The sequence below is a fragment of the Aeromonas sp. JL9 genome, from assembly GCF_024436075.1.
Classification (GTDB): domain Bacteria; phylum Pseudomonadota; class Gammaproteobacteria; order Enterobacterales; family Aeromonadaceae; genus Aeromonas; species Aeromonas veronii.
The window spans coordinates 1-23,311 of the sequence record NZ_JANFNV010000045.1 but is presented as its reverse complement, the minus strand read 5'-3'; the positions used below and the strand labels follow the sequence as shown (position 1 = coordinate 23,311).

At 59.5% G+C, this 23,311-nt stretch carries 22 protein-coding genes and 1 riboswitch; of the genes, 13 read left to right on the top strand and 9 right to left on the bottom strand.

What is annotated here, in order from left to right:
- Positions 1-193 precede the first annotated feature (193 nt).
- From NOM06_RS19910 to NOM06_RS19895, 4 genes are all read left to right on the top strand, one after another.
- On the top strand, positions 194-646 hold the full coding sequence (locus NOM06_RS19910) for a pullulanase (RefSeq protein WP_123173750.1): 453 nt from the start codon (positions 194-196) through the stop codon (positions 644-646).
- 211 nt (positions 647-857) lie between these two features.
- Complete coding sequence (locus NOM06_RS19905) at positions 858-3,005, top strand: adenosylcobalamin-dependent ribonucleoside-diphosphate reductase (protein WP_255912897.1); 2,148 nt, start codon at positions 858-860, stop codon at positions 3,003-3,005.
- Between the two features lie 10 nt (positions 3,006-3,015).
- On the top strand, positions 3,016-3,699 hold the full coding sequence (locus NOM06_RS19900) for an NrdJb (protein WP_185227762.1): 684 nt from the start codon (positions 3,016-3,018) through the stop codon (positions 3,697-3,699).
- 220 nt (positions 3,700-3,919) lie between these two features.
- Entirely contained in the window at positions 3,920-5,290 is a 1,371-nt protein-coding gene (locus tag NOM06_RS19895; RefSeq protein ID WP_005358170.1) for a PhoH family protein, read from the top strand.
- Positions 5,291-5,368: 78 nt separating this feature from the next.
- On the opposite strand, the gene thiQ is transcribed toward NOM06_RS19895, so the two are convergent.
- From thiQ to thiB, 3 genes are read right to left on the bottom strand one after another with little or no spacing between them, the layout of a single operon-like run.
- Positions 5,369-6,064, bottom strand: a complete 696-nt coding sequence (gene thiQ, locus NOM06_RS19890; protein WP_236321135.1) for a thiamine ABC transporter ATP-binding protein — start codon at positions 6,062-6,064, stop codon at positions 5,369-5,371.
- Positions 6,051-7,670 (bottom strand): thiamine/thiamine pyrophosphate ABC transporter permease, encoded by a 1,620-nt coding sequence (thiP, locus tag NOM06_RS19885; RefSeq protein WP_255912896.1) that lies wholly within the window; start codon positions 7,668-7,670, stop codon positions 6,051-6,053. Before thiP ends, thiQ begins: the two co-directional genes overlap by 14 nt.
- Positions 7,667-8,647, bottom strand: coding sequence for a thiamine ABC transporter substrate binding subunit (thiB, locus tag NOM06_RS19880; RefSeq protein ID WP_255912895.1), 981 nt, complete (start codon positions 8,645-8,647; stop codon positions 7,667-7,669). The genes thiP and thiB overlap by 4 nt, the downstream gene beginning before the upstream one ends.
- A gap of 60 nt (positions 8,648-8,707) precedes the next feature.
- A riboswitch (TPP riboswitch) is annotated at positions 8,708-8,798 on the bottom strand.
- A gap of 89 nt (positions 8,799-8,887) precedes the next feature.
- On the opposite strand from thiB, the gene NOM06_RS19875 reads away from it, so the two are divergent.
- Entirely contained in the window at positions 8,888-9,178 is a 291-nt protein-coding gene (locus NOM06_RS19875) for a PilZ domain-containing protein (protein WP_005339160.1), read from the top strand.
- A gap of 30 nt (positions 9,179-9,208) precedes the next feature.
- Here the strand turns inward: NOM06_RS19875 and NOM06_RS19870 are convergent, their stop codons facing one another.
- The 5 genes from NOM06_RS19870 to leuA all read right to left on the bottom strand — a co-directional run bounded on the left by NOM06_RS19870 (position 9,209) and on the right by leuA (position 15,078).
- Positions 9,209-10,138, bottom strand: a complete 930-nt coding sequence (locus NOM06_RS19870; protein WP_005339158.1) for a hypothetical protein — start codon at positions 10,136-10,138, stop codon at positions 9,209-9,211.
- Between the two features lie 116 nt (positions 10,139-10,254).
- Entirely contained in the window at positions 10,255-10,854 is a 600-nt protein-coding gene (gene leuD, locus NOM06_RS19865; RefSeq protein WP_255912894.1) for a 3-isopropylmalate dehydratase small subunit, read from the bottom strand.
- Positions 10,855-10,866: 12 nt separating this feature from the next.
- The gene (gene leuC / locus NOM06_RS19860) at positions 10,867-12,264 is read right to left on the bottom strand and encodes a 3-isopropylmalate dehydratase large subunit (RefSeq protein ID WP_042080524.1); all 1,398 of its coding nucleotides are present in this window, start codon (positions 12,262-12,264) and stop codon (positions 10,867-10,869) included.
- A gap of 33 nt (positions 12,265-12,297) precedes the next feature.
- Positions 12,298-13,383, bottom strand: coding sequence for a 3-isopropylmalate dehydrogenase (gene leuB / locus NOM06_RS19855; RefSeq protein ID WP_255912893.1), 1,086 nt, complete (start codon positions 13,381-13,383; stop codon positions 12,298-12,300).
- A gap of 132 nt (positions 13,384-13,515) precedes the next feature.
- On the bottom strand, positions 13,516-15,078 hold the full coding sequence (gene leuA, locus NOM06_RS19850) for a 2-isopropylmalate synthase (RefSeq protein ID WP_255912892.1): 1,563 nt from the start codon (positions 15,076-15,078) through the stop codon (positions 13,516-13,518).
- Positions 15,079-15,486: 408 nt separating this feature from the next.
- On the opposite strand from leuA, the gene NOM06_RS19845 reads away from it, so the two are divergent.
- The 7 genes from NOM06_RS19845 (at position 15,487) to NOM06_RS19815 (ending at position 21,372) form a co-directional block, all read left to right on the top strand.
- Positions 15,487-16,107 (top strand): TetR/AcrR family transcriptional regulator, encoded by a 621-nt coding sequence (locus NOM06_RS19845; RefSeq protein ID WP_005349170.1) that lies wholly within the window; start codon positions 15,487-15,489, stop codon positions 16,105-16,107.
- Positions 16,108-16,233: 126 nt separating this feature from the next.
- Positions 16,234-16,737, top strand: coding sequence for a phosphatase PAP2 family protein (locus NOM06_RS19840; protein ID WP_255912891.1), 504 nt, complete (start codon positions 16,234-16,236; stop codon positions 16,735-16,737).
- Entirely contained in the window at positions 16,734-17,843 is a 1,110-nt protein-coding gene (locus tag NOM06_RS19835) for an MJ1255/VC2487 family glycosyltransferase (protein WP_005349173.1), read from the top strand. The genes NOM06_RS19840 and NOM06_RS19835 overlap by 4 nt, the downstream gene beginning before the upstream one ends.
- 37 nt (positions 17,844-17,880) lie before the next feature.
- Positions 17,881-18,033: a hypothetical protein gene (locus NOM06_RS19830; RefSeq protein WP_005341188.1), complete on the top strand. Its 153-nt coding sequence runs from the start codon at positions 17,881-17,883 to the stop codon at positions 18,031-18,033.
- Between the two features lie 390 nt (positions 18,034-18,423).
- Positions 18,424-20,142 (top strand): acetolactate synthase 3 large subunit, encoded by a 1,719-nt coding sequence (locus NOM06_RS19825; RefSeq protein ID WP_005339146.1) that lies wholly within the window; start codon positions 18,424-18,426, stop codon positions 20,140-20,142.
- The gene (gene ilvN, locus NOM06_RS19820) at positions 20,142-20,636 is read left to right on the top strand and encodes an acetolactate synthase small subunit (RefSeq protein WP_005311605.1); all 495 of its coding nucleotides are present in this window, start codon (positions 20,142-20,144) and stop codon (positions 20,634-20,636) included. Before NOM06_RS19825 ends, ilvN begins: the two co-directional genes overlap by 1 nt.
- 103 nt (positions 20,637-20,739) lie before the next feature.
- The gene (locus NOM06_RS19815; RefSeq protein ID WP_255912890.1) at positions 20,740-21,372 is read left to right on the top strand and encodes a LysE family translocator; all 633 of its coding nucleotides are present in this window, start codon (positions 20,740-20,742) and stop codon (positions 21,370-21,372) included.
- Between the two features lie 160 nt (positions 21,373-21,532).
- Here the strand turns inward: NOM06_RS19815 and NOM06_RS19810 are convergent, their stop codons facing one another.
- The gene (locus NOM06_RS19810) at positions 21,533-22,414 is read right to left on the bottom strand and encodes a DMT family transporter (RefSeq protein ID WP_040064998.1); all 882 of its coding nucleotides are present in this window, start codon (positions 22,412-22,414) and stop codon (positions 21,533-21,535) included.
- 270 nt (positions 22,415-22,684) lie between these two features.
- On the opposite strand from NOM06_RS19810, the gene NOM06_RS19805 reads away from it, so the two are divergent.
- Complete coding sequence (locus tag NOM06_RS19805; RefSeq protein ID WP_255912888.1) at positions 22,685-23,242, top strand: Arm DNA-binding domain-containing protein; 558 nt, start codon at positions 22,685-22,687, stop codon at positions 23,240-23,242.
- Positions 23,243-23,311 lie beyond the last annotated feature (69 nt).

Genomic DNA, 23,311 nt, shown 5'->3' with positions numbered 1-23,311 from the left:
CTTGTCATTGAACACCTCAGGTCATGGTGGCGACTGTACCACCTAAAATGGTGTCCGGGATGATTAGACCACTACATGGATATAAAAAGCACAGAATGTGATGCCTCTACCTTTCTTGTGATGCCTGCTCTGGTTTAATTCTTCAGTCCACATGGATGGACCAAGGAATCACAATAATTTAAGGAATAGACCCATGTTCAAAAGAACAGTAACGATGATGCTGGCGGCGGGAACCCTGGTATTAGGCGGTTGCGCATCCAATGGTGGTGCAGAGCAGGCAGCGGCAGACAACAGCGACTTCGGTGGCAAGTCCATCTACCTGCGCGGGGAGATGAACGACTGGATGGCGACTGATGAAAGCAAGGTAGTCAAGGTGGCCGACAAGCTCTATATGGCCAAAGGCACCCTCAAGAAAGAGTGGGCCCCCTACAAGTTCAAGTTTGCTGATTCAGGTTGGAGCTGCGGGACCAACTTTGGTTACAAGAGCCCGAGTGATGGTGTTGCCGTGTTGGGTGGTGAGGCGGTGCCGGTCAACCCCTGCTCCAAGTATGAGGACATGAAGTTCTCACCGGATGCCGATGGCGTCTACGAGTTCTATCTGAATATGGCGGGTGAAACACCGACGGTTTACGTCAAGAAGCCCTGATCTATCTCTGAGTGTTAAATCTCTCAGTAAATTAATCAGTTAAGTGCCTCGGCCCAGAAATCTGCTGGCCGGGGCATTTTTTTAGGTTAGAATCGGCGCCCTCATGGCATCAGGTGTACTATATGTTGTGTCATTAATTTTAGATGGCACCATTAGTTGTGTTTTCTGCTGTTGTCATGATGTTGATGCATTCACATAAGGTTGATTGAAAATGGCTAAATCGAACCCGGTGCTGGAGAGTGAGCTTGGCTCCCGCCTTATCCCCATGCAGGAAACGTCCCTCGAGATCTGGGATAGCAAGTATCGCCTCAAGAGCAAGGATGGCACACCCATCGACAGCTCTATCGATGAGACTTACCAGCGGGTAGCCCGTGCGTTGGCAGAGCAGGAGCTGGAACCGGAGGCCTGGTATGAGCCGTTCCTGTGGGCGCTGCGCAATGGGGCCATTCCGGCGGGCCGCATCACCTCCAACGCCGGGGCGTTTGAGCACAAGCCTGCCACTTCAACCATCAACTGTACTGTTTCCGGCACCATCGAAGATTCGATGGACGATATCCTTGGCAAGGTGCACGAGGCTGGCCTGACCCTGAAAGCTGGTTGCGGCATCGGCTATGACTTCTCGACCCTGCGCCCGCGCGGTGCATTTGTCTCCGGTGCCGGTGCCTACACCTCCGGCCCGCTCTCCTTTATGGATATCTATGACAAGATGTGTTTCACCGTCTCGTCAGCCGGTGGCCGTCGCGGCGCCCAGATGGGCACCATGGATATCCGCCATCCCGATGTGATCGAGTTTATTCAGGCCAAGCGCGAAGATGGCCGCCTGCGTCAGTTCAACCTCTCTCTGCTCATCACCGAAGATTTCGTCAAGGCGGTGAAAGAGGATGCCCCCTGGTCGCTGATCTTCCCCTACACTGCCAAAGAGGTGGAGCAGGATGGTATTGCGCTGGACGATTCCGCTCAGGTGCTCTGGGCCGACTGGCCCAACAAGGAGGGGGTTGTCTTTAACGAGTTGGGGCAGGTCGCCTGCAAGGTCTACAAGACCCTGCCAGCCCGCAAGCTGTGGAATGTCATCATGACCTCCACCTATGACTATGCAGAGCCCGGTTTCATCCTGATCGACAAGGTCAACCAGATGAACAACAACTGGTTCTGTGAAGAGATCCGCGCGACCAACCCCTGTGGCGAGCAGCCGTTACCGCCTTACGGTGCCTGTCTGCTGGGTTCGGTCAATCTGACCAAGTTTGTGCGCGACCCGTTTACTGAAAACGCGGCGTTCGATTGGCAGGCGTTTCGCAAGGTGGTGGCAATCTTCACCCGCATGCTCGACAACGTTGTGGAGATCAACCAGCTGCCGCTTGCCAAGCAGCGCGAGGAGATTACAGCCAAGCGCCGTCACGGCATGGGTTTCCTGGGGCTTGGTTCGACCCTGACCATGCTGCAGATCAAGTACGGTTCTGCCGCGTCCGTCGCTTTTACCGAGCAGGTATCCCAGGAGCTGGCGATGACCGGCTGGCAGGAGTCCCTGCGTCTGGCCAAGGAGAAAGGCTCTGCCCCCATCATGGAGCAGGAGTTTGAAGTGACTGGCAAGATGCTGCGTCTGCGCCCGGAAATGGCGGCTGATGGCATCAAGGTGGGTGACAAGGTGAAGGGCAAGGTGCTGCATGCGCGTTATAGCCGCTATATGCAGCAGGTTGCCGAAGTGGATCCTGCGCTGGTCGCCGAGCTGGCCGAAGTGGGTGGGCGTTTCACTCACCACAGCAGTATTGCGCCTACCGGCACCATCTCGCTGTCACTGGCCAACAACGCCAGCAACGGCATCGAGCCGAGCTTTGCTCACCACTACAGCCGCAACGTCATCAAGCCGGGCAAGAAGAGCAAGGAGAGCGTGGATGTCTACTCCTTCGAGCTGCTGGCCTATCGCGAGCTGGTGAATCCATCCGCCATGCCCTATGCCGATGATGAGGCGAGTCGTCTGCCGGACTACTTCATTACTGCTGATGACATCACCCCGGCGCAACATGTGGACATTCAGGCGGCGGCCCAGCGCTGGATCGACTCCTCCATCTCCAAGACTGCCAACGTGCCGACTGATTTCCCGTTCGAGCAGTTCAAGGGCATCTACATGTATGCCTCGGACTCCGGCCTCAAGGGCTGCACCACCTTCCGCTTCAATCCGGAGGCCTTCCAGGGCGTGCTGGTGAAGGAGAAGGATCTGGAGAACACCCTGTACGATTTCACCCTGGAGGATGGCTCCGTCATCTCCGTCAAGGGGAACGAAGAGATCGAATACGATGGCGAGCTGCACACTGCCGCCAACCTCTACGACGCCTTGAAAGAAGGCTATTACGGTAAATTCTGAGAACGACATTATGGTCAAGAAGATCGACAAGAAAATCGTCGCCTACAAGGTGCGTACCAAGGATGAGCCGCAAGAAGAGCTGGCCCCGCAGGATGACGTGGTGCACATGCACGAAACCGTGTTGCGTCCGGAGCGACTGATGGGCACCACCTACAAGCTGAAGACGCCGGAACATGTCTCCGAGCACTCGCTGTTCATCACCATCAACGACATCATTCTCAACGAGGGCACGGTGCACGAAACCCGCCGTCCGTTCGAGATCTTCATCAACTCAAAGAGCTTGGAACACTACCAGTGGATCGTGGCGCTGACCCGCATTATCTCCGCCGTATTCCGCAAGGGTGGGGATGTCACTTTCCTGGTGGAGGAGCTGCGCTCGGTGTTTGATCCCAAGGGCGGATACTGGAACAAGGGCAAGTACGTTCCATCGCTGATCGCCGAAATTGGCAACGTGATCGAGAGCCATCTCACCGAGATCGGCATGCTCAAGGCACCGGGGCTGGACGAGCATCAGCAGGCGTTCCTGGCCGAGAAACAGGCTGAGCTGAAAGCCGCTCAGGAGACCGAAGAGCAACAGGCGGGCAGTGGTTTCCCGGCCAATGCCGCGCTCTGCTACAAGTGCCACACCAAGGCGCTGGTGCTGAAGGATGGCTGCATGACCTGCCTCAACTGTGGCGACTCCAAGTGCGGCTGACAGACATGACCAAGTAGTTGAACGATAGAAAAAAGACCGGCCATAGCGCCGGTCTTTTTGTTGCTGTTTTTATGCTCAATCAAATCAGGCGGCCAAGTGATTTGTTGCGCGATAGTAAAATCGGGCGTAGCGTTGAGGGTAATAAAACTGTCACGGCCGTGTGGTTTCAATGACATCTGAGATTCACACACGTGGCCCTTCAGTGCCAAGGAGGATGCTTATGGACAATACGGACCGAAAGCTGTTTATCCTGGATACCAACGTTCTGCTTCACGAACCCCTCGCTATCTACTCCTTCAAAGAGCACGACGTGCTCATCCCCATGACGGTGCTGGAAGAGCTCGATAACATCAAGGATCGCAACAAGGATGTCAGCCGCGATGCGCGGGTGGCCATTCGTGCGCTGGAAGATGTGTTCCGCGATGCAACCCCGGATCAGATCACCCAGGGCGTTCCGCTGGCTGGCGAAGCGAGCGGCAATATCTGCATTTTCAGCGATCACCATCTGCCGCAGGATGCCGAGGTCTTTACCGACAAGGAGGCTGACAACCGCATCATCAATGCGGCCCTCTATCTGCAAAAGCATGAGTTGAAGCGTCAGGTGGTGCTGGTCACCAAAGACATCAACATGCGCCTCAAGGCCAAGGGGGCCGGGCTTGCTCACGTTGAAGATTACCGCAGCGACCAGCTGATCGATGATATCCGCCTGCTGGCCAAGGGCTTTCAGGTGGTGCCCGGCAGCTTTTGGGAGCGGGTTGGCGAGTGCGAGAGCGAGACCCATGGCCGCGACACCATCCATGTGATCGATGCCAATCTGTTGGAAGGGGTTCACGTAAACCAGTATCTGGTGGATGAGGAGAATTTCTTCGCCGCCCGGGTTCTCAGCCACGATGGCAACAAGATCCGCATCAAGGATCTGGGCCGCGAGCGGCTGATGTCCCGCAAGGCGTGGGGTGTCCATCCCAAGAATGTCTATCAGGGGATGGCTTTGGATGCACTGCTCGATCCGCACATCGATCTGGTGATCCTGACCGGCCCGGCGGGTTGCGGCAAAACCTTGTTGGCCATGGCTGCTGCGCTGGAGTTGGTGATTGAGAAGGGCATTTACGAGAAGGTGATCGTCACCCGGAATACCCCGGAAATTGCCGAAAGCATCGGCTTCCTGCCCGGCACCGAGGAGGAGAAGATGATGCCCTGGCTGGCGGCGGTGACTGACACCCTGGAGGTGCTGCACAAGCAGGACGAGAACATGAGCGGCTCGCTCAGCTACATCATGGAGAAGGCCAACATCCAGTTCAAATCGGTCAACTTCATGCGCGGGCGCAGCATCCAGAACACCTTCGTGCTGCTGGATGAGTGCCAGAACCTGACCGCATCCCAGATCAAGACCATCATCACCCGCTGCGGCGAGGGCACCAAGATCGTCTGCTCCGGTAACCTGGCCCAGATCGACTCCAACTACCTGAGCCCGGTGACTTCGGGGCTCACCTACATCGTCGAGCGTTTCAAGGATTTCGACGGCAGTGCCAACATCTTCCTCAATGGCGTGGTGCGCAGCCGACTGGCTTCGTTCGCCGAGGAAAACCTCTGATTAAACTGGATATTTCCAGATACAAAGGGAGGCCAATCGTCCTCCCTTTTTGATCCCGGCGCAGTCTTGTGCCAAGGGCTATTGACCCAGATAGCGCAGCAGCCCCGGGTGGTCGCTATTTTGCAGAATATCCGGCTTGCCTTGCAGGGCGATGCGGCCCTCGTCGACAAACAGCACCTGATCGGCAATCAGCTGAGCATCTTCCGGATTGTGGGAGACCATCAGTACGGTAATGCCCTGTTCGCAGGCTAGCCTCGCCACTTCCGCCAGCATCTCCCGGCGCAGGGCGGGATCGAGGGCCGAGAAGGGCTCATCCAGCAGCAGCAGCGGTTTGCCGCGCACCAACGCGCGAGCCAGCCCGACCCGCTGCTGCTGGCCGCCGGAGAGCTGTTCAGGCTGGCGGTCTAACATCTCACCAAGGCCAACCCGCCCGGCTGCATCGATCACCTGTGCCCGTTGGGCGGCACTCAGGCGCAGGCCCGGGTGCAAGCCGATGGCGATATTGTCGAACACCGACAGATGGAGGAACAGGTTGTGATCCTGAAACAGGGTGGTGACCGGTCGCTCGGCGGGGCCCAGTGGCAGCAGGTCTTCACCATCGAAACTGAGGCGGCCTGATTCCACCGGCACGAAGCCGGCGATCATCCCGAGCAGGGTCGACTTGCCCGCGCCGCTTGGGCCAATCAGCGCGGTGATCTCCCCCTTGGGCAGGGTCGCGCTGAAGCTGACGCGCCAGTCGGGGTAGCTGGTCACCAGCGTATCAATGTTCAGCATGTTTTCCTCCAAGACCCCGCTCCACCAGCCAGAACAGGGAGAAACAGAGCGTCAGCAGCAGCAGGGCGGTGGCGGCCGCTTCGGTCAGCCGGTAGCTGCCAAGCTGCTGGTAGAGCAGCCAGGGCAGGGTGGTGAGCTCCTGACTGCCAAACATGGCGATGGCGCCGAGATCCCCCAGCGAGAGGATCATCGACAGCGCCATCGCTAGTGCCAGCGGGCGGCGCAGCAGCGGCCACTCCACCAGTCGCAGGCGATGCAGGCCACGTACCCCCAGGCTATCCGCCAGCCGATCGTATTGGCGTACCACCAACTGCATGGGGGCTGAGAGGGTGCGCAGCACATAGGGCAGCGCCATCAGGGCGTTGACCAGCACCACCAGCCAGGGGCCGAGGGCGAACACATCGGCGAACGGCATAAACAGGATGAAGAGACCGGTGGAGAGCACCACGGCCGGGATCATCAGGATCACCGAGCCGCTGGCCTCCCACAGGGCGGCAGCTCGCCGCTGGCGGGTACGTACCTTGAGGTGACGGCTGGTGAGTAGCAGGCCGCTGCCAAGCAGGGTCGCCAGGGTGCCCGCCGCCAGCGCAATCAGCAGCGACTGGCCGCTCGCCTGCCATAGCTTGCTGGAGGTGAGCGCCGTCAGCAGACCGGGGTGGAGGCCGGCGACGACGATGGCCAGCAGCGGCGGCAGAAAAATGGCGAACCCGATGCCGAGCGAGAGGAGATCCACCACGGTCGTGCCCGGCTGATGACGGTCCGGCCGCAGGCAGGGGCGACGGGGTGTCACCCGACTGGCCGGGGTGCTCTGCAGCTTGTGTTGCAGGGCGAGCAGGGCGGCGGTCAGGATTAGCTGCACCAGCGCCAGTCCGCCTGCGGTGGCGAGATCGAAGTCAAAGCGCAGCGCCTGATAGACGGCCACCTCCAGCGTGGTGGATTTCGGGCCGCCGCCCAGCGCCAGCACTGTGGTGAAGCTGGTGAAGCAGAGCATAAAGATGAGACTAGCCAGCCCCGGCAATATGCCGCGAATAAGCGGCCACTCCAGCAGCCGAAAGATGTGGGATGAGCGCATGCCGAGCTGGCTGGCGAGGCGCCAGCTCGATTCGGGGATGCTCTCTATGCTCTGCAACATCAGGCGTGCCGCCAGCGGCATATTGAAGAAGACGTGGGCCAGCAGGATACCGAACAGGCCGTAGAGATAGTTGCCGGGATCCAGCCCCAGTGAGCGCAACAGTTGCGGCAGCCACCCCTGTTTGCCGTGTACCGCTACTATGCCGAAGATGGCGATGATGACCGGCAGCACTAGCGAGAGACCAAACAACTTGATCAGCAGGGTTCGGCCAATGAAGCGGCGCCGCGCCAGTGCGCGGGCCACCGGAATGGCCAGCCCGAGACTGAGCAGGGTGGAGAGCAGTGCCTGCCCCAGACTGAAGCCCAGCACATGACGCAGGTAAGGATCTGCGAGCAGGGTGCGGGGTGCCAGCGAACCGGCCTGCCACAGCAGGGCCGCGAGCGGCCCGAGGGATAACAGCAGGATCAACAGGGTGGCTGCACTGCCCGGCAGCCACCAGAGAGGACGAGCCTGTGGTTTCAGAGAACGGCTCACTGGGTGACGGCTTGCAGCCACTCGCGGATCCACCCTTTGCGATTGGCGGCCACCTCATCGCTGCTGAAGGCGAGCGGCTTGGCTACGGTGATCATCTGCTCGAAACCCTTGGGCAGCGGCGTGTCGATAACCGGATACATCCAGTTTCCGGTTGGGATTTCCTGCTGGAAGGCGGGGCTCACCAGAAACTGCAGGAACTGGTCAGCCAGCTTCTCCTGTTTGGCGCTCTTCAGCTTGGCAGCCACTTCTACCTGACGGTAGTGACCCTCTTCGAAGGCGGCAGCCTGATACTGGGGCTTGTTCTCGGCAATCAGGTGATAGGCCGGAGAGGTGGTGTAGGAGAGCACCATGTCCGCTTCACCATCGAGGAACATGCCATAGGCCTCTGACCACCCCTTGGTGACGGTGACCGTCTTTTTGGCAAGCTCGGTCCAGGCGGCAGGCGCCTTGTCGCCGTAGACAGACTTCATCCACAGCATCAGCCCCTGCCCCGGGGTGGAGGTACGGGGATCCTGATAGATCACCTTGAGATCGGGCCGCTCCACCAGCTCTTTCAGGCTCTTGGGCGGTTGCTTGAGTTTGTCCTTGTCATAGACAAAGGCGAAGTAGCCGTAGTCGTAGGGGACGAAGGTGTCATCCTGCCAGCCGCCCGGCACCTTGATGCTTTCGAGCTTGGCGGGATGGGGGACGAACAGGCCGCTCTGCTTGGCTTCGCTGATGAGGGCATCGTCGAGCCCCAGCACCAGATCGGCCTTGCTGTGGTTGCCCTCCAGCCGCAGCCGGTTGAGGATGGCTACCCCATCTTCGAGGGGAACCAGATTGAGGGTGCAGTCGCACGCTTTCTCGAAGGCCTGTTTGATCTTGGGCCCCGGACCCCACTCGGCAGTGAAAGAGCTGTAGGTGTAGACGGTAAGGGTGTCGGCGGCGAACACATTGGCCGACAGCAGGCCGGTGGTGACCAGCAGCAGGGTCTTCATGGGTGGCACTCCCTATTACTTGTTAATAACGAGGTGCCAGCGGGTGAGGGCGCAAAAAATGAGCGCCATGCCTCAAATTCCTCCGCCAGCATTATCTGGATCAGGTACACGGGTATAATCTCAGCGGTAAACCGCACCCCGTTTGAGAAACGAACCGCATTGTATTAACGTTCTTTTGGGTAGACCAGCACAATTGTGCAATACCCATGAGATGACGCCCACCCAACAGAGGATGTTCGCGTGCTTACCAATACCAAGGAAAGGCGTGCCTTTGCGCGCATGGTCATCAATGCTCCGGTCACCGTCTATCAGCAGCAGCTGGTGCTGGAGGGGATCTGCCGGGATCTCAGTGCCAACGGCATGGGGATTGCGGTCTCTGAACACCAGCTCGACATCAATCAGCCCATCCGGATCAGTCTTGCCACCAACAACAACCTGTTGCCTCCCTTTGAAGCACATGCCCGCATTATCCGGGTGCTGGAGGAGGAGAGCGGGTTGCTGCTGGCGGTAGAGTTTCTGCCTCAGGGTTAATCCTCTCTCTTCATCGGCAGAGGGAGGGGATTAACCTTTCTCCTGAACCGGCTGCACACTCAACTGCTTGCTATCGACCAGCGTTTTGCTGGTCGATGCTATTTGGCCCGCAGGCAAGGTGGCTGGACCGGTAGGTTCGAGCAACAGGTAGTTCTGCCCCTGCCAGTTGAGGGTCACATCCCCCGGTTTGGCGGGCAGGTCAACGGCCAGCAGGGCATGGCCGGGGACGAACACCATAGCCTGTTTCAGCTCGGGAAAGAGCTGGGCCAGCATGGCGGCCATCAGGGTTACCTTGCTGTCGCAATCACCCCGGTTCTGCTCCAGCACCTGACGGGGAGATAGAAATCCCTTGCCCTGCCTGCCGTTCAGGCTATCGAGCTGCTGATAGGGGATGCTCTGGATAAAGGTGAGCATATGGGCGACGGTTTTCTGGCGCGCTTCCGTTTCGGTGCTGCCCTGCTGCTTGAGTTGATCCGCCAGCGGAGCCAGCCCGCTGCGACTTTCCAGCGCGATGCGCACATGATCCTGCTTCACCGCCAGCTGCCCGTCCGGGGTGTTGAAATACTGGAAGTAGTGTTTGGTCAGCCACGCCTGCTCCTCTTTGCTCCGCTTGGACTGCAGAAAGGCCATCGCCTCGCGCGCCTTGTCCTGATTGCGGCTTTTCAGATGCAGCTCCAGCGAGGGGCGAGCGAGGGTGAACTGCACCTCGGGGTAGTTCTGGCGCACCTCCCGCAGCAACACCTGCAACACCTCCTCCTGCATTCTCGCCGGGCGATAGGCGATAAGGGGCGGCAACTTGCCCTGTTCGAGCCGGTAGGTGAGCTGTTGGGGTTTGCCTTCGCTATCCTGCCAGCCGACGCTGATCTGGCCGAGGCTGTTGTTGAAGCTGGTTTGGCTGGCCCCAGCAGGCAGGGCAAGCAGCAGGGCACAGAGCAGAGGAATTGCCGTCGGTCTCTTCATCATCCTTTCCTGTGGCACGGGCCAGTTCCTGTGGCCCAAATTGGGAAGCGTAGTGGACAGTAAAACAGGGAGCCGAAGCTCCCTGTTGATTCTACTCGTTTTTTGCAACTGGCTGATTAAATCCAGCTCGGCTGCTTTGCCTCAAAGGCGCTGATGGCGGCCTCGTGCTGCAGGGTCAGGCCGATGGCATCCAAGCCGTTGAGCAGGCAATAACGGCGGAATTCGTCGATCTCGAAACCGAAGCTGAGGCTACCTGCACGTACCTGATTCGCTTCCAGATCCACTTCGATCTGGATGCCCGGCTGGGCGGCGACCAGCTGGAACAGGGCGTCGACCTCCTCCTCCTTCAGACGCACCGGCACCATGCCGTTGTTGATAGCGTTGCCGTAGAAAATATCGGCAAAGCTCGGGGCAATGATGGTCTTGAAGCCGTAGTCCGCCAGCGCCCATGGGGCGTGCTCGCGGCTCGAGCCGCAGCCGAAGTTCTCGCGGGCCAGCAGAATGCTGGCACCGGCGAATTGCGGCTGGTTGAGTACAAACTCGGGGTTGGGCTGCTGGCCGGCATAGTCGAGGAAGCGCCAGTCGTGGAACAGGTGCTTGCCAAAACCGATGCGGTTTACTTTTTGCAAAAACTGCTTCGGAATAATGGCGTCGGTGTCGACGTTGGCGCTGTCGAGGGGGACGACGATCCCTTTATGCTGTTTGAATCCGGTCATCGAAATATCCTCTTACAGTGCGCGAATGTCGGCGAAGCGGCCGGTGACGGCGGCCGCGGCGGCCATGGCCGGGCTCACCAGATGGGTGCGGCCTGCGCGGCCCTGACGCCCTTCGAAGTTGCGGTTGCTGGTGGAGGCGCAGCGCTCCCCCGGTTGCAGCCGGTCGTTGTTCATCGCCAGACACATGGAGCAGCCGGGCAGGCGCCACTCAAAGCCGGCCTCGATGAAGATCTTGTCCAGCCCCTCGGCTTCGGCCTGCGCCTTCACCTGCTCGGAGCCCGGCACCACCAGCGCCTGCACGCCAGCGGCTACCTTGCGACCGCGAGCGATGGCGGCGGCAGCGCGCAGATCCTCGATGCGGCTGTTGGTGCATGAACCGATGAATACCTTGTCGATGGCAACGTCGGAGAGCTTCTGGCCTGGCTGCAAATCCATGTAGGCGAGCGCCTTGCGGGCGGACTGCTGCTCCATCAGATCGCTGAAGGATTCCGGTGCCGGAATCGGCTCATTGACGGCAATCACCTGGCCCGGGTTGGTCCCCCAGGTGACCTGCGGGGCGATATCGGCGGCGTCCAGCACCACTTCGGCATCGAAGTGGGCACCTTCATCGCTCTTGAGGCTCTGCCAGTAGGCGATGGCCTGCTCCAGTACCTCGCCCTTAGGGGCAAACTCCTTGCCACGAATGTAGTCGATGGTGGTCTGGTCGGGAGCGATCATCCCCGCCTTGGCGCCCAGCTCGATGGCCATGTTGCACACCGTCATCCGCCCTTCCATGGAGAGGCTCGCAATGGCATCGCCAGCGAACTCCACCACGTAGCCGGTACCACCGGCGTGGCCGACCTTGCCGATAATGGCCAGTACCACGTCCTTGGCACTGATGCCCTCGGCCAGCTTGCCGTTGACCGAAATGCGCATGGTCTTGGCGCGGCCCTGTTTCAGGGTCTGGGTCGCCATCACATGTTCCACTTCGGAAGTGCCGATGCCGAACGCCAGCGAGCCGAAGGCGCCATGAGTGGCGGTGTGGGAGTCGCCGCAGACGATGGTGGTGCCGGGCAGGGTAATGCCGAGCTCGGGGCCCATCACATGGACGATCCCCTGATATTTGTGGTTGAGATCGTAGAGGCGAACCCCGAACTCCTTGCAGTTGTCCGCCAGCGTCTCCATCTGGATGCGGGCCATCTCGCCGGAGGCGGCGATGTCCTTGGTGGTGGTGGAGACGTTGTGATCCATGGTGGCCCAGGTCAGGTCCGGGCGGCGCAGCTGGCGATTCATGGCGCGCAGGCCGTCGAATGCCTGCGGGCTGGTCACTTCATGCACCAGATGGCGGTCGATGTAGATGAGGGGGGTCTCCCCTTCCACTTCCCGTACCACGTGGGCGTCGAATACTTTCTGATAGAGGGTCTTGGCCATTGCTTCTCTCTTCCTTGTTCTCTGTTATGCGGCTCAGATCCGGGCGGCGATCTGGCTACCCATCTCGGACGTGCTCTGCACCGGATGGCGGGCGCTGGCCTGATGCAGGTCGGCGGTGAAGTAACCCTCGGCCAGGGTCTGGGCCACGGCCTGCTCGATGGCTTGAGCTGCGGCTTCCTGGCCCAGGCTGTAGCGCAGCATCAGGGCGGCGGAGAGGATCTGGGCAATGGGATTCGCAATACCCTTGCCGGCGATATCCGGGGCCGAACCACCGGCCGGTTCGAACAGGCCGAAACCCGATTCGTTGAGGCTGGCAGAGGGGAGCAGGCCCATGGAGCCGGTGATCATGGCGCACTCGTCGGAGAGGATGTCACCGAACAGGTTGGAGCAGAGCAGCACGTCGAACTGGGACGGGTCCTTGATGAGCTGCATGGTGGCGTTGTCGATATACATATGGTTGAGGGTTACGTCCGGATAGGACTTGGCGACTTGCGTCACCACCTCGCGCCACAGAATGGAAGAGGCGAGCACATTGGCCTTGTCGATGGAGGTGACCTTGCCACGGCGCACGCGAGCCGATTCGAACGCAATCTTGGCGATGCGCTCAATCTCGAAGCGATGGTACACCTCGGTGTCGAACGCCTTCTCGTTCGCGCCTTCTCCCTCACGCCCCTTGGGTTGGCCGAAGTAGATGCCGCCGGTCAGCTCGCGCACGCAGGCGATGTCAAAACCGCGATCGGAGATATCGGCGCGCAGGGGTGAGAACTGCTCCAGACCGGTGTATATGCGGGCCGGACGCAGGTTGCAGAACAGCTTGAAGTGGGCGCGCAGGGGCAGCAGGGCGCCACGTTCCGGCTGATCGTTGGGGGGCAGATGTTCCCATTTCGGGCCGCCTACCGAGCCAAACAGCACGGCATCGGCCGCTTCACAACCTTTGATCGTGCTTTGCGGCAGCGGGGTGCCGTGGTTGTCGATGGCGATGCCGCCCACGTCATGGCGATCATACTCGAAGGCGAGGCCGAACCTGGCCTGCACCTTCTCCAGCACCTTGATGGCCTCGGCCATCACTTCAGGGCCAATGCCGTCACCCGGCAATACTGCGATCCGATAACTGCTCATACACTCTCCATCCTGATATTGTCTTTGAGATCCCTCTGTCCGGTTTCCCCGACGCTGCGCGCGGTTACCGGTTCAGACGTTCCCCGTCCCGATGTTGTCATTCCATGCTGTCTGTGTGGCTGCGAGTCCTGCTCAGACGGTTTCTGATTTGATGCTGTTATTGCGTTCCATCTGTTCGGCCACCTGATCGGCGCGCCAGATGCTGTTGATCACATGGAGCAGGGCGTGGGCCGAGGATTCGATGATGTCGGTGGCCAGTCCCATGCCGTGGAATTTGCGCCCTTTGTACTTGGCGACGATATCGACCTGACCGAGGGCATCTTCCCCTTCGCCCTTGCTCTTGAGGGCATATTTGTCGATGCGGATCTCATAGCCGGTGATGCGGTTGATGCACTGGTAGACCGCATCCACCGGGCCATTGCCGGTGGCCGCTTCGCAGATCAGATCCTGTCCCACCTTCAATTTGACCGAGGCGGTGGCCAGCACCGAGCTGCCGCTCTGGACCCCGAGGTACTCCAGTTTGAAGTGCTCCGGCTCTTCGTGGATCTGGCTGAAGAAGGCCAGCGCTTCGAGGTCGTAGTCGAACACCTGCCCCTTCTTGTCGGCCAGGGTCAGGAACTTGCCGTAGAGGTGGTCGAGGTCGTAGCTGCTCTCGGCGTAGCCCATGGACTCCATCCGGTGCTTGATGACGTGGCGGCCGGAGCGGGAGGTCATGTTGAGGTTGTTCTGGGTCAGGCCGATGCTCTCGGGAGTGATGATTTCGTAGGTATTTTTCGCCTTGAGCACCCCATCCTGATGGATGCCGGAGCTGTGGGAGAAGGCGTTGGCCCCGACTATCGCCTTGTTGGGCTGCACCGGCATGTTGCAGAGCTGGCTGACCAGTGTGCTGGTGCGATGAATTTCGTTGTGGCGGATATTGGTTTGCACCCCGAGCAGGTCTGCGCGGGTTTTGAGGATCATCGCCACCTCTTCCAGCGAGCAGTTGCCCGCCCGCTCGCCGATGCCGTTGATGGTGCACTCGATTTGGCGGGCCCCCATCTGCACCGCGCCGATGGAGTTGGCCACCGAGAGCCCCAGATCATCATGGCAGTGGACCGAGATGATGGCCTTGTCGATGTTGGGTACCCGGTTGAACAGGGTGTGGATGATGCCGGAGAACTCGGTCGGTACCGTGTAGCCCACGGTATCGGGGATATTGATGGTGCGGGCGCCCGCCTTGATGGCGGCCTCCACCATGCGGCAGAGGTTATCGATGGGGGTGCGGCCGGCATCCTCGCAGGAGAACTCCACATCATCGGTGTAGCGCAGGGCGTGCTTGATGGCGCTGACCCCCATCTCCAGCACATCCTCGAAGCTCTTTTTCAGCTTGCTCTCCACGTGGATGGAGGAGGTGGAGATAAAGGTGTGGATTCGAAATGCTTCGGCGACCCGCAAGGCTTCGCCGGCGGCATCGATATCCTTGGGCAGGGCGCGGGCGAGGGCGCAGACCCGGCTGTTTTTGATGTGGCGGGCGATGGTCTGCACCGAGTGAAAATCGCCGGGAGAGGAGACCGGGAAGCCCACCTCCATGACGTCGACACCGAGCCGTTCCAGTGCCTGGGCGATCTGCAGCTTCTCCTTGACTGTCAAACTGGCCGCCAGGGCCTGCTCACCATCACGCAAGGTGGTGTCGAATATGATGACCCGATCTGACATGTGACTTCCCTCTTCCTAAGTTCGGTAACGTGCATCCTGCGGCGGCATAAAAAAACCCGTGCAGGGTGCACGGGTTTTTGTAAATTCCGGCTATGCCTTAGCCCGGCTACAAGGATCCCGCGCGAGTTAACGCGATTAGGGAGATTAGTAGTAGCGGGGTGGCGATACGCATGACGTTGTTATTCCTTCCAGTCGATAACGCTTTTACCAATATCGAGATTTTTATGCTGTGTCAACACGGAAGGTCAGGGGCAATCTGCTGACGTATTTAATCGGATTGTAAAGGATTGCAAATTTCCTTGTCCCATATTCGGCCCATGACCGATTATCTGGTCATTCCTGCTGTGCTCTATTCTCTGCACAACCAGATCGACTTATCAGCATTGGCTGAATTATCTGAGGTGTTAAATGGAAAAACGTAGACCTGGTCGTCCGGTCGGACGTTCTGACATTCGTGATAAGTTGCTTGCTGCCGCCCGTGAGCGTTTTCTCAATACTCCCTATAGCAAGGTAACTACACGCGAAATCGCGGAGCTTGCTGGCTCCAATCTGGCAATGATCCACTACTACTTCGGCAGTAAAGAGGGTCTTTACAAGGCGGTGCTGGGCGATGTCGCCGAGCCCCTCGACCATGCCTGGCAAGATGAACACAGCAATCACAGCCTCAACGAGCTGCTCAACACCTACTATCAGGTGATGGCGCCCAACAGCGAGCTGACCTCTGCCATCTCCAGCGCATTGTCGACCGAGAAGAGCCCGGGCCGGGATTTTGTGCTGAACCGCCTGCTGGAACGTCAGCTGCCGCAGTTCGATGCCCTGCTGGAAACCATGAAGTCCAACGGTGAGCTGGGTGACAACCTGGATCCCGACATGCTGAAGATCTCCTTCCTCAGCATGATGTGGCAGCCATTCGTGATGAAAGATCTCTACGAGCAGGTGTTTGGCCTGAAAGTGGATGAGCATTTCATGGCCCGTCTGGCGGACCACAACTGCCGTCTGATGGAGACCGGTCTGCGCGGCAGCCACTGATTTTGCCGTCACATCGAGATTAAAAAGGGCCATTCGGCCCTTTTTTCATAAATCTGTTATCCCTTGTTCAACGTAACGTCATCCAGCTTTCTTACTCTGCAAGCAGAATTCAGGGAAGGAGGGGATATGAACAAGATCCAGCAATGGGACCTGCAGGTGTGCCGGGTCTGCCTGCTTCACGGCTACAACCGGCAGCAGGCGAGGGTGAGTCGTCTCATTTCCCGCACCGGCGATGGCCCGCTTTACGCTGTGCTGGCCGCCCTGCTCTGGTGGCAGGGGGAGGCAGAGCGGGAGCTGGTGCGACTGGCGCTGCTCGCCTTCGCCATCGAACTGCCCCTCTATCTGCTGCTGAAAAACAGCCTGAAACGGCAACGGCCGGTCGGCGTGCCGGTCTTTATCACCCCCTCCGATCGTTACAGCCTCCCCTCCGGCCACACCGCCGCCGCTTTTCTGATGGCCACCATACTGGCCACCGGCTTTCCGCTCTGGGCGCCCCTGCTGTTTGGCTGGGCGGCGCTGGTGGGGGCATCCCGGTTGCTGCTCGGGGTACACTACCTGAGCGATCTGGTTGCCGGTGCCCTGCTGGGTGGCGGTTGCGCCGTGCTGGCGCTCGGCTGGAGCCACTCATGAGGATACTGTTTGGGGTGCAAGGCACCGGCAACGGTCATATCAGTCGCAGTCGCACTTTGGCGCGGGCGCTGCGCACGGCAGGGGTCGAGGTGGATTATCTCTTCAGCGGTCGCCCTGCCGACCGCTACTTCGACATGGAGGAGTTTGGCGCCTACCGCGCCTTTCCCGGCCTCACTTTTGTCAGTCACGAGGGGCGAGTTTCTCCGTGGCGTACCCTGCAAGCCGCCTCGCCGCTCACCTTCTGGCGGGATCTGCGGTCTCTCGATTGCAGCGAATACGATCTGGTGGTGAGCGATTTTGAGCCGCTGACCGCCCACGCCGCCCGCCGCTATGGCAAGCCGAGCCTCACCGTCAGCCATCAGGCCAGCTTCAACTGGCCCATCCCACGTTGGGGGGAGGATGGGGTCAGCCGCCAGCTGATGCGCCACTTTGCTCCTGTGGATCAGCCGCTCGGGCTGCACTGGTTTCACTTCGGCCACCCCTTGCTGCCGCCGGTAATCGACCCTATCGCCGCTGCACCGGATAACGGAGAGATCCTGGTTTATCTGCCGTTCGAGCAGACCGAGGCGATCGCCGCCCTGTTGTCGCGCTTTGGTCAGCAACGCTTCGTCTGCTTTCACCCCGCCATTCGCACCCCCAGCCAATGGCGCAACCTGCGCTTCGAACCACCATCGCGGCACGGGTTTATCGCCGTGTTGGCCGGTTGTCGCGGCGTCATCTCCAACGCGGGTTTCGAGCTGGCTTCCGAGGCGCTCACCCTCGGCAAGAAGCTGCTGGTCAAACCCCTCGGCGGTCAGTTCGAGCAGCTGACTAATGGCAAGACGCTCGAGATGATGGGGCTGGCGACCCTGATGGATGTGCTCGACGCCAATCTGGTGCGTACCTGGCTAGACAGCGCCTCGCCGGGGGCTGTCTGTTACCCCGATGTAGCGGGGGAGCTGGCCCGCTGGCTGGCGGCGGGAGCCGACGAGAGCGTGGCCTCTCTGTCGCGGCGGCTCTGGGCTCGCACCCTGTTTCCGGAGGAGGTGAGTGATCGCCTGAGCGAGCTGGATGGCGGCGACTGTTTATCCAGTTGCTGGTTATCGCAAGTGAGCGTTGTTGACTAGACTGAAAGGCGATCCCACCAAGGAGAGGACGGAGCAAATGCGCTTTACCAATGAAAACGGCGAAGTCATGAACCTGGCTGACAATCTCACCCTGCACGAGTTGCTCGATATGGGGGTCAGCATTTCGGTCAGTGAAGAGACCGATCCGGATCAGCAGATCTGGCTGGCGGAGCCGGATCAGGACAACTGAATCATCATCCGTCATCAAGCCCACCGCTGAGCGGTGGGCTTTTTTGTGGCTGTTTTTCCCCTCTGCGGAATGATCCGCTGGCCATTCCCCGACTTCCTTCCCTTTTGTCTCATGGTCGCTACGGCAAGTCATTGAATGTTAATAGCCGGTTGAAATGTATGACTGTTCTGGTCAGATAAAGCCGTGGACAAGCGTTATGAAGCGGGTTAAGTTGGTTTTTCACCCTATTTTCGGGTGAATGACGGAAAAATCCTTTTTTTCTACTGTCGACGGGGCTGAATTGGACCGATCTGCATTCAGATAACAACAAGAAACGGATCGGGCCGTGCCGGGAAGCACGGCATCGTCGGCGGGATTCGCTAAACGGAGCAAAGCCTGGAGGGCTTTATCATGGAGATGTTATCAGGCGCCCAGATGGTGGTTAGAGCGCTGGAAGATCAGGGAGTTGAGCACGTCTTCGGCTACCCTGGTGGCTCAGTGCTCGACATCTATGACGCTCTCTTCGAAAACGGCAAGATGGAGCATGTCTTGGTGCGGCACGAGCAAGCCGCGGTTCACATGGCTGACGGTTACGCCCGTTCCACCGGCAAGGTGGGGACTGTGCTGGTAACGTCGGGCCCGGGAGCGACCAACTGCATTACCGGTATTGCCACCGCCTATATGGATTCCATTCCGCTGGTGATCCTCTCCGGCCAGGTGCCGACCAGCATGATCGGTGAGGATGCGTTCCAGGAGACCGACATGATCGGTATCTCCCGCCCGGTGGTGAAGCACAGCTTCCTGTGCAAGAAGGCGAGCGATATTCCCGAGGCCATCAAGAAGGCCTACTACATTGCCGCCAGCGGCCGCCCGGGGCCGGTGGTGGTGGATCTGCCCAAAGATGTGCAGAACCCGAAAGAAAAATTCCCCTACCAGTATCCCGAGACGGTCTCCCTGCGCTCCTACAATCCGACCAAGTCTGGCCATAAAGGGCAGATCAAGCGGGCAGCCAAGCTGCTGGTAGAAGCCCAGCGCCCGGTGATGTACGTGGGCGGTGGCGCCATCAACGCCAATGCGGACCATCTGGTGACCAAACTGGCGGAGCTGCTGAATCTGCCGGTGACCACCACCCTGATGGGGCTGGGGGCTTTCTCCGGCGTCCATCCGCAATTTATCGGCATGTTGGGGATGCACGGCACCTTCGAAGCCAACAAGACCATGCACAACGCGGATCTCATCTTCGCCGTCGGTGCCCGCTTCGATGACCGCGTCACCAACAATGTGGCCAAGTTCTGCCCCAATGCGACCGTGGTTCATATCGATATCGACCCCACCTCCATCTCCAAAACGGTGCAGGCTCATGTGCCCATCGTCGGCTCGGTGGAGACCGTGCTGGAGCAGATGCTGGAAGTGATCCGCGAGTGTGGCTTCGATAACGACAAGGAGGCGCTGGCGGACTGGTGGAGCCAGATCAACCAGTGGCGCTCCCGTCACTGTCTGGCCTACGAAAAGTCGGCTACCCAGATCAAGCCGCAACAGGTTATCGAGACCCTTTACAAAGTGACTCAGGGTCAGGCGTTCGTCGCCTCCGATGTCGGCCAGCACCAGATGTTTGCTGCCCTCTACTACCCGTTTGCCAAACCGCGCCAGTGGATCAACTCGGGGGGCCTTGGCACCATGGGCTTTGGTATTCCGGCCGCCATGGGGGCCCAGTTTGCCAACCCTGATGCGGTGGTCTGCTGCGTCACCGGTGATGGCTCGGTGCAGATGAACATTCAGGAGCTCTCCACCTGCATGCAGTACGGGGTGCCCATCAAGATCATCTCCATCAACAACCGTGCGCTGGGCATGGTCAAGCAGTGGCAGAAGATGTTCTACGGCGGTCGTCACAGCCACTCTTACATGGAGTCCCTGCCGGACTTCGTCAAGCTGGCGGAAGCCTATGGCCATGTCGGCATCGCGGTCAGTGATCCGGCCGAGCTGGAGAGCGCCATGGAGAAGGCCTTCGCCATGAAGGATCGGCTGGTGTTCATGGATATCTCGGTCGACCCGGATGAGCACGTCTATCCGATGCAGATCAAGTTTGGTGCCATGGATGAGATGTGGCTGAGCAAGACGGAGAGAACCTGATGAGACACATCATTTCAGTACTGCTGGAGAACGAATCCGGCGCCCTGAGCCGGGTGGTGGGTCTCTTCTCCCAGCGCGGCTACAACATCGAGACTCTGACGGTGGCGCCCACCGAGGATCCCACCCTGTCGCGCATGACCATAGTCACCATGGGTGACGAGCGGGTGCTGGAGCAGATCCAGAAGCAGCTGCACAAGCTGGTGGATGTGCTTAAGGTGTGCGACCTGAGCGAAGGGGAGCATATCGAGCGGGAGATCGCGCTGGTCAAGGCGCGCGCCGCCGGTGGTGCCCGTGACGAGCTGAAACGGCTGGCAGATATCTTCCGCGGCCAGATCGTCGACGTCACTCCTGAGCAGTACACGGTGCAGCTGGTGGGTACCAGCGAGAAGCTGGATGCCTTTATCAAAACGGCCGCCCAGACCAACGAGATCATCGAAGTGGTGCGCTCCGGCGTCTGCGGCATCTCCCGGGCGGACAAGGCGCTGCGGCCCTGATGGCTGGCGGGACAGCTGATGATACGTCAGCTGCCGCAGAGTGAAAGAAAAGAGGGCTCTGCGGAGCCCTTTTATTTGGTTTTGCTTTACGAGGGGAGGGGTGATGTTCGGTATTCATGATCTTGCTCTGTTTATGGTCTCGGGGCTGCTGCTCAATATCATGCCGGGTCCGGACTCCCTGCTGGTCATGCTGCGCAGTGGCTCGCAAGGGTGGCGTGCCGGTTCGGTCGCGACGTTGGGCATCGGCACCGGTGTCATGGTGCATGTGCTGGCGGCGGCCCTCGGTCTGTCTGCCCTGCTCAGCGCCTCGGCCGAGTTGTTTGCCCTTATCAAGCTGGCTGGCGCCATCTACCTCATCTATCTGGGGTTCTCTCTGCTGCGCCAGCAGGCTACGGGTGCAATGGAGGGAGGGGCCACCCTGCCTGCCCTCTCCTATGGCCAGATTTACCGGCAGGGAGTGCTGACCAATGTGCTCAATCCCAAGGTGGCGCTCTTTTTCCTCGCCTTCGTGCCCCAGTTCATCGCGCCGGATGCCCCCGACAAGGCGCTCGCTTTTATCCTGCTTGGCTGCATCTTCAATCTGGGCGGCATCATCTGGTGTCACCTGCTGGTCTTTACCACCGTCTATGCCAGCCACAGGGTTCGGTTGTCACAGCGTCTTGGTCGCTGGCTCAACCGGGGCATAGGCACTCTGTTTGTCGGACTCGGGATCAAGCTCGCTTTTTCAAGCCGCTAACTGGGCGCCAAGGGACGTTCAAGAGGGGATCAGAAGCATGAGGTCGAGCCGAGAACATGGCCCAAACAGCTCGCAGTGACAATGCAACAAAAGGGGCTTGCAACTGCTGGCCTCTTTTCGTTGGTTATTTCATCCGCATAGAGGCGTTTGCAGTGGGCATCTAGCGTGCCGGTTTCAGCATGCGACTGCGCAGCAGCAGGGGCAGTTGGTAGAGCACCAGGGCGCCGAGCACCAGTCCGGCTCCAGCCAGTTTGGCACCACCGAGCGGTTCGCTATAGAAGAGGGTGCTCAGGATCAGGGTCCAGACCGGTTCCAGCAGCATCATCAGGGCGGCGTGGGCGGTGGTCATCTTGCTCAACGCATGAGTGAGCAGCCAGTAGCGCAGGGTGGTGGCGATCAAGACGCTCGCCGCAAACCAGCCCCAGATGCCGTGGCTGACACCGGCCTCGGGCCACTGCTCGGTCAGCAGGGAGAGCAGGGTGCCGAGCAGACCGGTCATCGCCAGCTGGATGCAGGTGAGCCAGGTGGGGGCAATGGATTGGGCGAAGTGGCGATGGACGGCAAGCTGGATACCGAGGGTGGTGGCCGCCGCCAGAAACCAGAACAGCGAGAGCGACACGCCCCAGTGGGTACTGCTGGAGAGCAGCAGCAAACCGGCGATGGCGATGGGCAGGGTGAGCCAGTAGTGGCGGCCGGGCTTGGCCCGAAAGGCTCCCCATGCGGCCAGCGGGGCCATCAGGGTGGCGACGCTCATGATAAAGGCGCCGCTGCCCAGCGCATCGCTCTGGCTGATGGCGGTGACCCACAGCAGCAGGCTGGCACCGAGCAATGTGCCGCAACCGGCGGCGCGCACCAGTTGGGCGCGAGTCGGCGGCGGTTCACGCAACCAAGCCAAGGGGAGCAACAGCAGCGCCGCCAGCAGGAAGCGGCTGCCGATAAAGGCGGCAGGGGGGAGTTCGCGGATCGCCTCTTTCGAGAAGAGCCAGCCAGCGGCGGCCAGCAGGGTGACCAGTACCATCAGCAGCAGGGGAGTGCGGTTCATCGGGGTCGCCATGGTGAAATGGATGGGAGAGCATAAAGGAAAGGCGCCAGGTATTGCTACCTGGCGCCTTTCGCATCTGCCTTGAACCGCCGTCGCGGCTCGCGGCCAGCAATCAGTTCATGCCGTATTATCGCACCACCGGTCTAATGCTGTTTGATGTTGTTTGCAAATAAACACCATCTGTTTGATTTTTATCATTTAACTTTCCATTCTTGTCTAAAGCCATCTTAGGGGATATAAGACAAGTGTGGGTTCATGTGTGGGTTCAAAATGGCAATCTCAGATTCAAAACTCAAAGCAATGCTACGTGGTCACGATGATGATACGCCCAGAAAGGTTGCGGATAGGGATGGGCTCTCTGTTCTTTGGAGGAATAGCGGCAAAGTCAGCTTTGTGTACCGCTATCGAATTTTAGGCAAGGCAAAAAACCTGACTCTGGGCTCATATACCGGACAGGAGGGGGGGCTATCGCTTTCCGAAGCAAGGAAAAAGGCGGCGCAATGTCGAGCTTGGCTGGAAGAGGGAAATGATCCCGCCTTGATGACGCGGATCGGGAAAGATGAAAGGCTCAAACCTGTCACAGTGAAAGATGCACTCGAGTATTGGCTCTGCCATCACGCCGAGAAGAAAAGGTCGAACAGTGAGAAGCATCGCCAGCAATTTGCGAAGTGGGTCTATCCCCGTATAGGAGATCTTCCTTTGTCAGATTGTGATACTCGTCACTGGTTGAGTGTCTTTGACGAGTACTCGAAGGTAGCACCTGTGGCTAGTGGATATTGTTTCCAAAACTGTAAGCATGCTCTGAAGTTTTGTCGTGTCAGACTGTAGTGGTCAACTAAATCCGGACACTTGGTTAGGCCGAACCTCGGCTTTTGCTGGCGGTATCCCGTCATTGTA

Excerpts from the sequence above, each read along its gene's own strand:
- NOM06_RS19810 (WP_040064998.1), bottom strand. The coding sequence starts at position 22,414 with ATGAACCGCACTCCCCTGCTGCTGATGGTACTGGTCACCCTGCTGGCC.
- NOM06_RS19910 (WP_123173750.1), top strand. The coding sequence starts at position 194 with ATGTTCAAAAGAACAGTAACGATGATGCTGGCGGCGGGAACCCTGGTA.
- leuB (WP_255912893.1), bottom strand. The coding sequence starts at position 13,383 with ATGAGCAGTTATCGGATCGCAGTATTGCCGGGTGACGGCATTGGCCCT.
- NOM06_RS19895 (WP_005358170.1), top strand. The coding sequence starts at position 3,920 with ATGGACAATACGGACCGAAAGCTGTTTATCCTGGATACCAACGTTCTG.
- leuA (WP_255912892.1), bottom strand. The coding sequence starts at position 15,078 with ATGTCAGATCGGGTCATCATATTCGACACCACCTTGCGTGATGGTGAG.
- thiQ (WP_236321135.1), bottom strand. The coding sequence starts at position 6,064 with ATGCTGAACATTGATACGCTGGTGACCAGCTACCCCGACTGGCGCGTC.
- NOM06_RS19900 (WP_185227762.1), top strand. The coding sequence starts at position 3,016 with ATGGTCAAGAAGATCGACAAGAAAATCGTCGCCTACAAGGTGCGTACC.
- leuC (WP_042080524.1), bottom strand. The coding sequence starts at position 12,264 with ATGGCCAAGACCCTCTATCAGAAAGTATTCGACGCCCACGTGGTACGG.
- NOM06_RS19835 (WP_005349173.1), top strand. The coding sequence starts at position 16,734 with ATGAGGATACTGTTTGGGGTGCAAGGCACCGGCAACGGTCATATCAGT.
- NOM06_RS19815 (WP_255912890.1), top strand. The coding sequence starts at position 20,740 with ATGTTCGGTATTCATGATCTTGCTCTGTTTATGGTCTCGGGGCTGCTG.
- NOM06_RS19830 (WP_005341188.1), top strand. The coding sequence starts at position 17,881 with ATGCGCTTTACCAATGAAAACGGCGAAGTCATGAACCTGGCTGACAAT.
- thiB (WP_255912895.1), bottom strand. The coding sequence starts at position 8,647 with ATGAAGACCCTGCTGCTGGTCACCACCGGCCTGCTGTCGGCCAATGTG.
- NOM06_RS19905 (WP_255912897.1), top strand. The coding sequence starts at position 858 with ATGGCTAAATCGAACCCGGTGCTGGAGAGTGAGCTTGGCTCCCGCCTT.
- NOM06_RS19805 (WP_255912888.1), top strand. The coding sequence starts at position 22,685 with ATGGCAATCTCAGATTCAAAACTCAAAGCAATGCTACGTGGTCACGAT.
- NOM06_RS19845 (WP_005349170.1), top strand. The coding sequence starts at position 15,487 with ATGGAAAAACGTAGACCTGGTCGTCCGGTCGGACGTTCTGACATTCGT.
- NOM06_RS19840 (WP_255912891.1), top strand. The coding sequence starts at position 16,234 with ATGAACAAGATCCAGCAATGGGACCTGCAGGTGTGCCGGGTCTGCCTG.
- leuD (WP_255912894.1), bottom strand. The coding sequence starts at position 10,854 with ATGACCGGATTCAAACAGCATAAAGGGATCGTCGTCCCCCTCGACAGC.
- ilvN (WP_005311605.1), top strand. The coding sequence starts at position 20,142 with ATGAGACACATCATTTCAGTACTGCTGGAGAACGAATCCGGCGCCCTG.
- NOM06_RS19870 (WP_005339158.1), bottom strand. The coding sequence starts at position 10,138 with ATGAAGAGACCGACGGCAATTCCTCTGCTCTGTGCCCTGCTGCTTGCC.
- NOM06_RS19825 (WP_005339146.1), top strand. The coding sequence starts at position 18,424 with ATGGAGATGTTATCAGGCGCCCAGATGGTGGTTAGAGCGCTGGAAGAT.